Origin of the sequence: Arthrobacter sp. NPDC056691, assembly GCF_042791415.1 — a bacterium.
GTDB lineage: Bacteria > Actinomycetota > Actinomycetes > Actinomycetales > Micrococcaceae > Arthrobacter.
This window is the reverse complement of record NZ_JBHTXX010000025.1, coordinates 83,066-93,004: the sequence shown is the minus strand read 5'-3', so window position 1 is coordinate 93,004 and position 9,939 is coordinate 83,066. Positions and strand designations below refer to the sequence as shown.

The 9,939-nt window shown below is 68.7% G+C and carries 12 protein-coding genes; 4 read left to right on the top strand and 8 right to left on the bottom strand.

Annotation, left to right across the window (positions count from 1 at the left end):
- Positions 1-91: 91 nt before the first annotated feature.
- Positions 92-448 carry a hypothetical protein gene (locus ACFRAU_RS18355; RefSeq protein WP_378000966.1) on the bottom strand — a complete coding sequence of 119 codons (357 nt, stop codon included), beginning with the start codon at positions 446-448 and terminating at the stop codon, positions 92-94.
- A gap of 300 nt (positions 449-748) precedes the next feature.
- On the opposite strand from ACFRAU_RS18355, the gene ACFRAU_RS18350 reads away from it, so the two are divergent.
- Positions 749-1,111 (top strand): dihydrofolate reductase family protein, encoded by a 363-nt coding sequence (locus tag ACFRAU_RS18350; RefSeq protein WP_378000965.1) that lies wholly within the window; start codon positions 749-751, stop codon positions 1,109-1,111.
- 62 nt (positions 1,112-1,173) lie between these two features.
- Positions 1,174-2,409, top strand: a complete 1,236-nt coding sequence (locus ACFRAU_RS18345; protein WP_377996239.1) for a heparan-alpha-glucosaminide N-acetyltransferase domain-containing protein — start codon at positions 1,174-1,176, stop codon at positions 2,407-2,409.
- A gap of 79 nt (positions 2,410-2,488) precedes the next feature.
- On the opposite strand, the gene ACFRAU_RS18340 is transcribed toward ACFRAU_RS18345, so the two are convergent.
- From ACFRAU_RS18340 to ACFRAU_RS18310, 7 genes are all read right to left on the bottom strand, one after another.
- On the bottom strand, positions 2,489-2,977 hold the full coding sequence (locus ACFRAU_RS18340) for a hypothetical protein (RefSeq protein ID WP_377996240.1): 489 nt from the start codon (positions 2,975-2,977) through the stop codon (positions 2,489-2,491).
- Positions 2,978-2,981: 4 nt separating this feature from the next.
- The gene (dapB, locus tag ACFRAU_RS18335; RefSeq protein WP_378000964.1) at positions 2,982-3,740 is read right to left on the bottom strand and encodes a 4-hydroxy-tetrahydrodipicolinate reductase; all 759 of its coding nucleotides are present in this window, start codon (positions 3,738-3,740) and stop codon (positions 2,982-2,984) included.
- 106 nt (positions 3,741-3,846) lie between these two features.
- Positions 3,847-4,320 (bottom strand): molybdenum cofactor biosynthesis protein MoaE, encoded by a 474-nt coding sequence (locus ACFRAU_RS18330; RefSeq protein WP_378000963.1) that lies wholly within the window; start codon positions 4,318-4,320, stop codon positions 3,847-3,849.
- Positions 4,310-4,789, bottom strand: a complete 480-nt coding sequence (locus ACFRAU_RS18325) for a molybdenum cofactor biosynthesis protein B (protein ID WP_377996263.1) — start codon at positions 4,787-4,789, stop codon at positions 4,310-4,312. The genes ACFRAU_RS18330 and ACFRAU_RS18325 overlap by 11 nt, the downstream gene beginning before the upstream one ends.
- A 74-nt stretch (positions 4,790-4,863) precedes the next feature.
- Positions 4,864-5,358, bottom strand: a complete 495-nt coding sequence (gene moaC, locus ACFRAU_RS18320) for a cyclic pyranopterin monophosphate synthase MoaC (protein WP_377996243.1) — start codon at positions 5,356-5,358, stop codon at positions 4,864-4,866.
- Positions 5,346-6,620, bottom strand: a complete 1,275-nt coding sequence (gene glp, locus ACFRAU_RS18315; protein ID WP_378000962.1) for a gephyrin-like molybdotransferase Glp — start codon at positions 6,618-6,620, stop codon at positions 5,346-5,348. The genes moaC and glp overlap by 13 nt, the downstream gene beginning before the upstream one ends.
- Before the next feature lie 18 nt (positions 6,621-6,638).
- Positions 6,639-8,060, bottom strand: a complete 1,422-nt coding sequence (locus ACFRAU_RS18310) for a molybdopterin-dependent oxidoreductase (RefSeq protein WP_378000970.1) — start codon at positions 8,058-8,060, stop codon at positions 6,639-6,641.
- A 281-nt stretch (positions 8,061-8,341) separates the two neighbouring features.
- Here ACFRAU_RS18310 and moaA point away from each other — a divergent pair, with 281 nt between their 5' ends.
- Both moaA and ACFRAU_RS18300 read left to right on the top strand, forming a co-directional pair.
- On the top strand, positions 8,342-9,517 hold the full coding sequence (gene moaA, locus ACFRAU_RS18305; RefSeq protein WP_378000961.1) for a GTP 3',8-cyclase MoaA: 1,176 nt from the start codon (positions 8,342-8,344) through the stop codon (positions 9,515-9,517).
- Between the two features lie 3 nt (positions 9,518-9,520).
- Positions 9,521-9,787: a MoaD/ThiS family protein gene (locus tag ACFRAU_RS18300; RefSeq protein WP_378000960.1), complete on the top strand. Its 267-nt coding sequence runs from the start codon at positions 9,521-9,523 to the stop codon at positions 9,785-9,787.
- The last annotated feature ends 152 nt before the right edge of the window (positions 9,788-9,939 follow it).

Genomic DNA, 9,939 nt, shown 5'->3' with positions numbered 1-9,939 from the left:
CAAAGCCCGCGGTCCGGAACTGCCCGGCGATAATGGACGAATCAGAAGGGCCAGCACCCCAGCCCCGGCCACAACCCCTCAGACATATCGTCTAGGCCGGGCCGGCCCCCGAGCAGTATCTCTCCACGGCGGCCTCCCGCAGCGATTCGGCCCACAGGGTGAGGCGCTGCGCGGCGCGGACATAGTGGAACAGTTCCATGGGCGTCAGAGCTTCGACGTCCGTTTCAGACAGCCGGCGGGCAAGCTCGGCTCCCGGCGCCTGGTCGGAAAGTGCAACGCCTTCCCGGCCCCACTGGACATCCTCGGCAGGCTCCCCCGCCACGAGTTGCCGGAAAAGGAAGTCCACCACACCCGGGCTCATCGCCTTCAGCGGATCACCCTTGAGCGGGTCAGCCCTGGCCGGGTCAGCCCTGGGCAGGTCAGCCTTGGCCGCTTCAGCCCTGGACACTTCAGCCCGGGGCGCTCGGGCCGTGAGGGGGTCAGTCCTGAGCTGGGGCCCGCCAGGCCTCCGCCCTTCCAGCCCGTGACCTGCCGAACGCCCCGATGACTTCTTCATGCCCGAAATACTATTCGAACATATATTCGAATACAAGGCCTGGTCTGGACTCATTCTGGATGCGGGGTGCGACAAAGCGCTGGCCCAGGGCCGCCCGCCGGGTTTTTGTCCTGTCCCGCCGCATGCGCGGGTGCGTCACTGGGAGGTACGACGGCGACCCGCCGCCTTCCGCCGCCAGCCGGAGGTGCCCCGATGCGCAAGATCATCCTGATGATGTCGGTGTCCCTGGATGGATTCTTCGAGGGGCCCGGCCGGGACATCAGCTGGCATCTGGTGAACGACGAACTCCTCGGCCACCTCAACGACCGGTTCCGCACTATGAGTGCCTTCATGTCCGGACGCATCACCCACGAGCTGATGGCCGGTTCCTGGCCTACAGCGGACCAGGATCCCGAACTCCCGGCGCCCATGGTCGAGTTCGCCGGGATCTGGCGCGGCATGCCCAAGTTTGTGTTTTCGCGGACCCTCACCGGGGCCGGCTGGAACACGACCGTGATTCACGACGTCGTGCCTGAACAAATCACGGAACTGAAGGCCCAGCCCGGCGGCGGCTAGGGGCCCGGCGCCAGGGGTTCACGAAAATCAGTGCGCCATGGCTGATGTGAGACGATCACACCATGACCTCGCGGAGCACGGCTGCATCTTCCAAGACAGCGAAGGGGCCAGCCACAGGCGTCCGACTGGCCGGCATTGACGCTGCCCGCGGCCTGGCCCTCCTTGGCATGATGGCCACCCACCTGCTCCCGACCTTCGAGCCCAACGCCGCGCTGACCCCGACCTGGGTGGGCCTGACATTCTCCGGCCGCGCCGCTGCCCTGTTTGCCGTGCTCGCGGGAATCGGCCTGGCCCTGTCCACCGGTAAGCAACAGCCCCTCGACGGACCCGGACTGACGGCGGCACGGCGCGGCATCGCGATGCGCGCCCTGGTGATCGCCGTCGTCGGGCTCGCGCTCGGCGGACTTGACGTCAACATAGCCGTGATCCTGGTGCATTACGCCGTGCTGTTCCTGTGCATCCTGCCGTTCATCGGGCTGCACCTGTCGGCCCTGTGCGCCTGGGCCGCGGGCTGGATCCTGCTTTCCCCGCTGATTGCGTTCCTCCTTCGGCCCTGGCTCATGGCCGCGGATCCGCCGCTGCAGCTCAACCACAACCCGGGGTGGGAAGACATCACCGCCCCGGGCCAACTGCTGGGCGACCTGTTCCTGACGGGGTACTACCCGGTCTTCCAGTGGATTTCTTATCTGCTGGTGGGGCTCATCATCGGCAGGCTCGCCCTGACCACGGCAATCGTTCCCGTGTTGCTGCTGCTCGGCGGCACCGCAGTAGCGGCCTTCTCGAAGGTCCTGGGCACGGCGGCGATGGCGCAATGGGGTGGCCGCGCCGCCCTGCAGGACATCCTCACCGACCCCAACTATCCGCTGGACAGCCTCCTGCAGGTCAATCTGGCCGGCGTCCGGCAGGAGGGATCGTGGTGGTGGCTGGCCAGCAGCGCCCCCCATTCCGGAACCACGCTGGACCTGCTGCATACCAGCGGCGTGGCGGCCGCCGTCGTCGGCCTTTGCCTTCTGGTGGGCAGGCTGGGACAGTGGCTGGCCCTGGACCTGCTGCTTCCGCTGCGCGGACCGGGGGCCATGACGCTGACGCTGTACACCGCCCACGTCTGCGTGGTGGCGTCGTTCCATCTCAAGCCGTTGCCGGCGGGGTGGACCGAGGACGGCATGTACTTCGCCCACGCGGCGCTGGCCGTGCTGATCGGGATGCTCTTCGTCATCCTGAAATGGCGGGGTCCGCTGGAATGGCTCGGGCACGCCGCCAACCAGGTGGGCCGGCACCAGCCGGCAAGAGTCCGCTAACCGGACCCCGACCAGGCGCGGCCCGGGCCACGGGCCCGAGGGCGGCCGGCCCACGGGCCCGAGGGCGGCCGTGCCGAGGCTAGCGCACCACAGCGTCGCCGGAGGCGCGGAACAGCCGCACCGCATCGCGCATTGAGGAACGTGCCCGCTTCCGGTCTCCCGACGCGTCGTAGGCGCAGCTGAGCCGGAACCAGGACCGCCAGTCGTCCGGGGCCGCTTCCGTTTCCGCGCGGTACTTCTCAAATTCCTGGTCCGCGGCAGCCCGGATGATCCGGCCGGCGGGGGTGCGGGGCAGGTTGTCCTCCGGCAGGCCGCCTTCCGCCTCCAGCACCCGGGCCATCTGTTCGGTCCGGGCACCGAAGAGAAGTTCCCTGATCAGGGCCCAGGCACCAATCACGGGCAGCACGAGGTACGCCGCGCCGATGGCTTTGGCCACCGGCTCGGCGTCGGTCAGCAGCAGGATGGAGCGCTGGAAGGACACCACAAGATAAAAGACCAGCAGGAGCGTCACCGCGCCCACCCAGATCTTGGTGCGGTTTGTCCTCAGCCAGCCAAGAAGCGGTTTCACTGCGTTACAGCCCCAGGTCCAGGTAGCCGTCCAGGCCGACGGTGAGCCCCGGGTGCGCCGCGACGTTCCGCACGCCGAGGAGCACGCCCGGCATGAACGAAGCGCGGTCGAAGGAATCATGACGGAGCGTCAGCTGCTCCCCCGGACCGCCGAGCAGGACTTCCTGGTGCGCCACCAGCCCGCGGAGGCGGACACTGTGCACGCGCACGCCGTCCACCTCGCAGCCGCGGGCGCCGGCCAGTTCAGTGGTGGTGGCATCGGGGCTGGGGCCGACGCCGGCCGCTTCACGTTCCGCCGCCACCAGCTGGGCGGTGCGGACGGCGGTGCCCGACGGCGCGTCCACCTTGTCCGGGTGGTGGAGTTCGATGATCTCCACGGATTCGAAGTACTTGGACGCCTTGGCGGCAAATGCCGACGTGAGCACGGACCCGAGGGCAAAGTTGGGTGCAATCAGCACACCGACCTCCGGGTGGCCGGACAGCAGGGTCTCCAGCGACTCCAGCCTGCCCAGATCCCAACCCGTGGTGCCCACCACCGCGTGCATGCCATTTTCGACGGCGAAGCGGACGTTTTCCTCGGTACTCTCCGGGACGGTGAGGTCGACTACGTACCGGGCACCGTCGTCGAGCAGGGAATCCAGGGAATCGCCGCGTCCCAGCGCGGCGACGAGCAACATGTCCGGAGCGGCCTCCACAGCTTTGACGGCCTCGGCGCCCATGCGCCCGTTTGCGCCCAGAACGGCGACAGGAAGTTGTTGGGTCATGGATTCAACACTACCGTTCGGCCGGCTGGCGGTCTGAACCGGAGCGCATGCGTTACCTCACGCGCGCACGCTGCAGCCCGCGCAGTGCCGGACGTATCACCGGCCCCTATTCCCCGGCCCCGACCCATTCAACAGTGCCGTCACTGAAGAACTGTTCCTTCCAGATCGGCACCTGCGCCTTGACCCGGTCCACGAGCTCGGAACACACAGCGAAGGCCTGCCCGCGGTGGGCGGCCGATACCGCGCAGACGAGGGCAGGGTCGCCGATCTCCAGCGGGCCCACCCGGTGCGCGACCCAGATCCGGACGGGCTGGGACTCTGTCCCTTCGTGCCCGGCGGCCCCGGCCTGTTCGGCCACCAGCTGCGCCACGACGTCGTCCAGAACTGTCCGGGCCGTGGGGTGGGCGCTGTAGCTGAGCCGGTCCACCGGCTTGCCGCCGTCGTGGTTCCGGACCACCCCGCTGAAGCTGACCACGGCTCCGGCGGTCTCGGACTCCACAGCGGCGATGGCCTGATCCACGGAGATGGGCTCGGTGCTGAGCACCGCTGTTACTACTTCGAACGAAGCCTCAGTGGCCATGTCCGCCCTCCAACTGGTCGCACAGGTGCCCGATCACCGGGTCCAGGACGGACAGGCCGTCCATGACGCCCTTGGGTGATCCGGGCAGGTTGATGATGAAAGTCCGGCCGGCCGAACCGGCATGTCCCCGGCTCAGCATGGCATGCGGCGTCTTCGCCGTTCCGAACTGGCGGATACCCTCCATGATGCCGGGGATTTCGCGGTCCAGCAGCGGCAGGGTCATTTCCGGCGTGCGATCGTCCGGGCTCAGGCCCGTGCCGCCGCTGGTGATAACGACGGCGGGTTCCTGGCTCAGGAGCGCGCGGATCGCCGCGCCCACCGGTTCACCGTCGGGCACCACCATCACCGGATACGGCACGAACCCGTGTTCGGTGAGCCAGTCTGTGATGACCGGCCCGGTCTCGTCCTGGTAGACGCCGGAGGCAGCGCGGGTTGACGCAATGACGACGCCGGCCTTGCGGCCCTGCACGTCGCCATGGACGTGCGCTCCCCTGGATTTGGAGGCGCTGGCCGTGGAAGCGCTGGCCGTGGAATCGGTGCTGCTCACAGGGCCCAGTCCCCGCTTTTGCCGCCGCTCTTGGCCAGGACCTTGATATCCGTGAGGACAGCATGCTTGTCCACGGCCTTGATCATGTCGTAGACGCTCAGCGCGGCCACGGAGGCGGCCGTCAGGGCCTCCATTTCGACGCCGGTCACACCGCGGGTCTTGACGGTGGCCAGGATCTCCACGGTCTCGGGGCCCAGTTCGAAGTCGACAGTCACCTTCGAAATGGGGAGCGGATGGCACAACGGGATCAGCTCAGGCGTTTTCTTGGCCGCCATGATCCCGGCAACGCGGGCCACGGCCAGGGCGTCACCCTTGGGCAGGCCGCCGGTGCCCAGCAGCGCCAGGACCTCGGCGGTGCTGCGGACCGTCGCCGTGGCCGTGGCCTCGCGCGTGGTTTCCGGTTTTCCTGAGACGTCCACCATCTGGGCCGTGCCGTCACGGCGCAGGTGCGTCAGGGCGCCGTGGTCATTTTCTGCAGTCACAACATCCATACTTCCACCTCGGCGCCCTCGTCGAGGGCAGCGGTGCCGACGGGTACGTGCACCAGGGCATTCGAGTGGGCCAGCGCCTGCACCAAATGCGAGCTTTCGCCGCCCTCCAGCCGGACTGTGCCATCAGCCTGGAAAGACCCGCGCCGGACCTGGTGCTTGCCGGCCGGTGAGGTCAGCGACTGGGCCAGCCTGGCGCGGAACGTGGGCCTGTGCGCTGGCGCTCCGAACAGCTCGCCCAGCACCGGACGGAGGAACATCTCGAAGGAGACGAGGCAGCTGACGGGGTTCCCCGGAAACGCAAGGAGGGGGACGCCGTCGAACGTTCCCAGTCCCTGGGGGCCGCCGGGCTGCATAGCGACGTGCTGGAACGCGACATCCTGGCCGTCCATGGCCTGCCGCACCACCTCGTAAGCGCCTTTGCTCACTCCCCCGGTGGTGACAACCAGGTCCACCTCGCGCGCATGGGTGCGCAGCAGCGCCCGCAGGCCGTCCGGACTGTCGGCGGAAATCCCTGCCCTGGTCACGCTAGTTCCCGCCTGCCGCAGGGAGGACTCCAGGAGGGTGCCGTTGGCGTCATAGATTTTTCCCTCGCCCAACTGTTCCCCGGGTTCCACCACCTCATCGCCGGTGGTGACCAGCAGGACCGAAAGCTGCTGGTGGACCAGGACCTCCGGCAACCCCAGCGCGGCTAGCAGTCCCAGCTGCGCCGGCCCCAGGCAGGTGCCCGCTGCCAGGGCCTGCCGGCCAGCTTCGATGTCGCTTCCGGCGGCGCGGATGTACGTTCCGGCAGCCGTGGCGGGCAGCCTCACCTCAGCTTCTTCGCCCGGGGCCGGAAAGACGGAGGGGACGGCCTGTTCAATGGGTACGACGGCGTCTGCCCCGTCGGGCACCATGGCACCGGTCATGATGGGGACAGCGGTGCCTGGCTGCAGGGGCGCGGGCTTGGCCCCCGCCGGAACCGGGGCCGCCACGCGCAGGTCCGCGCCGCCGTCGGGCACGTCGCCGGAGCGGATGGCAAAGCCATCCATCTGGGAGTTTGGAAACGGGGGCAGGCTCAACGGAGCGGTGACATCCTCCGCCAGCCCGCGGCCCAGCGCCCGCACCAGCGGCAGCTTTTCGGTCCGCTCCGGGGACAGCAGGGGTTCGAGGAGCTCCCTGACCGCCTGCCGGTGGTCCGCGACGCTCCGGTGGGAACCGTGATCGTGCTTGCCCTCATCGTGCTGGCTGTGCTGATGGGCGCTGTGCTCGTGCGGGCTGTGCATGGTCCGGCCTTTGGTGGGCTACGTTTTCACGTCCACTCTAATGGTGTGGAAGCCGGTGGCACCGTCAGGCGCCACGGAGCGCTGTTCCTCCGTCTGGTCAGTGCCTTTGAGGTCCGTGGCCCGCACCTGGATTTCGTGCTGCCCGGGCTGCAGGTCGACGCCGAGCTGCCACTGGTACCACGTGTCCACCGAGATGCCCGGAGCCAGCTTGGCCGGTTGCCAGCTCCCCCCGTCCACGCGGAGCTCGACCCTGCCGATTCCGGTGTGCTGCTCCCAGGCCACACCGCCGAACACCACGGTCCCGGCCGGAACCGAGGCTCCGTCCCTGGGCACGTCGATCCGGGATGAGATCTTGATGGGACCGTGCTCGGACCAGCCGCGCGGCGTCCAGTAGGCAACGTCGTCGGCGAACCTGGTGACCTTGAGTTCGGTGAGCCACTTGGTCGCCGAGACATATCCGTACAGCCCGGGCACAATCATCCGCACGGGGAAGCCGTGTTCGAGTGGAAGCGGATCGCCGTTCATGCCCAAGGCAAGCAGCGCATCCCGGCGGTCGGTGAGCGCCTCGAGCGGGGTGCTGGCCGTAAAGCCGTCCGAGCTTCGCGACAGGACCATGTCCGCGTCCGGCCTGGGTCCGGCCATGGCGAGCAGCTCCCGCACCGGCCAGCCCAGCCAGCGTGCGTTGCCGATCAGGTCGCCGCCCACCTCGTTGGACACGCAGGCGATGGTCACATACCGCTCGATCAGGGGTTTGGCCAGCAGCTCGTCGAACGTGAGCTCCACCTCGCGTTCCACCAGTCCGGTGACCTTGAGCTTCCACTCGCGGGAATCAAGCACGGGGACAGACAGGGCGGTGTCGATGCGGTAAAAGTCCGGGTTGGGTGTCACCAACGGGGCAACCCCCGCGAGTCCGGTGTCAGCGCCGGCCGGAATGGGCGGCGCCGGGGACTCCGGCACGGGCAGCCGCAGGGTCCGGCGAACCTCGTTGACGCCCGCGGCCCCGCCCCGCCATACGGTAACGACGGCGCCGCCCACCAGGACGCCGGCGGCGGTGCCTCCCAGCAGCTGGAAGAAACCCCGCCTGGCCGGTCCAGGGGCGGCATCACCGGCAACGCCCGCATCAGCCAACCGCCGAACCAGCTTCAGCAGCACCGCGATCCCAATCCCGGCTGCAAGGAGAGGCAGGACGACGGCGGCGGCCGTCACCTGGGCGCGGGTCAGGACAGCGGCCAGGCCCACGGCGCCGAAGACGGCAAAGACAACGGCACCCGCGAAGCGCCGGCGCAGCTCGAGGACGCCTGCCAGGGCAGCGAAAGCGGCGATGCCCAGCGCCATGCCGGCCAGCAGGGCCAGCTTGTCCGCTGTTCCGAATAGGGAAACAACCCAGTCCTTGACGCCCGGCGGTGCAGCGTCGATGACGGCGCCGCCCAGCGCTGTCATCGTTGAAAGTGAAGGACTGACGAAGCCGGCGATGAGTTCGCTGGCGACGAGTCCTGCGCCGGCAGCCACCACGCCGGCGGCCGCCGCCCACTTGCGCCGGCTTCGGCTTGGCTCATGGGACCCGTTCACCCCTCCAGCATAGATTCACCAGCCCGTTCCGGCACTGCCGCCGCCCTCCTGGGGCCGCCGCAGTTGCGGGGCGGCAGTGGCGGCACAGCCGCAGCGCAGTCAGGGGACGGGTCCGGTGTGATCGGCGCCCTATCGTGGCGTAGCCTTAAGTAATGAGTGTTCAGCTTGGCATACCGCAGCGCCGCGAGGGAGTGGCATCCAATTCGGGTTCGCAGTCCCTTCCCGTTGCGCGCCCGGCAGGGGTTCCCGACCGCCGCCCGGCTGAGGCTCCCGCCGGCCTCGCCGACCGGTACGGCCGCAGGGCCACGGACATGCGGCTTTCGCTGACGGACAAGTGCAACCTGCGGTGTACCTACTGCATGCCGGCCGAGGGGCTGGAGTGGCTCGCCAAACAGGCAGTCATGACCGGCGAGGAAATCGCGCGGATCGTCGGCATCGGAGTCAACCGGCTGGGCGTGCGTGAACTGCGTTTGACCGGCGGTGAGCCGCTGGTGCGGGCCGACCTCGTCGACATCATTGGCGCCCTTCGCCAGGCCCATCCCGAACTTCCGATTTCCATGACGACGAACGGCGTGGGCCTGGACCGCAAGGCCGCAGCGCTCAAGGCGGCCGGCCTGACCCGCATCAACGTCTCCCTGGACTCGCTGCACGAGGAAACCTTCGCCAAACTGACCCGGCGCCCGTTCCTGGACCGGGTGCTCGCGGGCGTGGACGCCGCCTGGGCCGCCGGCCTGGGACCCGTGAAGCTCAACGCCGTGCTGATGCGGGGCATCAACGACACCGAATCGCCGTCCCTCCTCGCCTGGGCGCTGGAGCGCGGCTACGAGCTGCGGTTCATCGAGCAGATGCCGCTGGACGCCGACCACGGCTGGACCCGCCGGAACATGATTACCGCGGCCGAGATCCGCGAACTGCTCTCCGGGGAGTTCGTGCTGAGCCCGGATCCGCGTGCCCGCGACGGCGCACCGGCGGAACGCTTTGAAGTACGACGCCGGATGGCCGGTTCCGGTGATTCACACGGCTCCGCTGATTCACACGGCCCGGTGCTGGGCACGGTGGGGATCATCGCCTCCGTCACCGAGCCGTTCTGTTCCGACTGCCGGCGGACCCGGATCACCGCCGAGGGCAAGATCATGAGCTGCCTCTTCTCCCGCGAGGAATTCGACCTGCTCGGCCTGCTGCGGCAAGGCGCCAGCGACGAGCAGCTCGCCGAACGCTGGCAGGACGCCATGTGGCTGAAGCCCAAAGCCCACGGGATGGACCACGTGGGACTCGACGCTCCGGACTTCGTCCAGCCGGACCGCAGCATGAGCGCCATCGGAGGCTAATCCTTGAACGTACGATACTTCGCTGCCGCACGCGCCGCGGCCGGCGTGGATGAAGAGCGCTTCGAACTTCCCGCCGGCTCCACGGTGGAGGCGCTCCTCGCTGCCGTGCTCGGCGTCGAACGCCCTGGGCCTCCGGCCGGAACGCCGCCGCTGGACAGGATCCTGGCCCGCAGCAGCTTCCTGCTGAACGAGGTCGCTGTCCGGGACCGCACCACCCTCCTTGCGGCCGGCGACGTGGTGGACGTCCTGCCGCCCTTCGCCGGCGGCTAACCCAACTGTGTAACAGCACAGGGCGTTCCCAGCCGTGGGAGCGCCCTGTGCTGCTACCGGGTTGGGTCGCACCCCGTTGGGTGGTCCGGCCGGACGCCCGGACCTACCATGGCACTACCTCGCCATTTACGCGCGCCGGCATTGGACCGCAC

Bases quoted from the DNA above. Each gene is read 5' to 3' on its own strand.
- ACFRAU_RS18350 (WP_378000965.1), top strand. From the start codon at position 749: ATGCGCAAGATCATCCTGATGATGTCGGTGTCCCTGGATGGATTCTTC.
- ACFRAU_RS18345 (WP_377996239.1), top strand. From the start codon at position 1,174: ATGACCTCGCGGAGCACGGCTGCATCTTCCAAGACAGCGAAGGGGCCA.
- dapB (WP_378000964.1), bottom strand. From the start codon at position 3,740: ATGACCCAACAACTTCCTGTCGCCGTTCTGGGCGCAAACGGGCGCATG.
- ACFRAU_RS18330 (WP_378000963.1), bottom strand. From the start codon at position 4,320: ATGGCCACTGAGGCTTCGTTCGAAGTAGTAACAGCGGTGCTCAGCACC.
- moaC (WP_377996243.1), bottom strand. From the start codon at position 5,358: ATGGATGTTGTGACTGCAGAAAATGACCACGGCGCCCTGACGCACCTG.
- glp (WP_378000962.1), bottom strand. From the start codon at position 6,620: ATGCACAGCCCGCACGAGCACAGCGCCCATCAGCACAGCCAGCACGAT.
- ACFRAU_RS18310 (WP_378000970.1), bottom strand. From the start codon at position 8,060: ATGACAGCGCTGGGCGGCGCCGTCATCGACGCTGCACCGCCGGGCGTC.
- moaA (WP_378000961.1), top strand. From the start codon at position 8,342: ATGAGTGTTCAGCTTGGCATACCGCAGCGCCGCGAGGGAGTGGCATCC.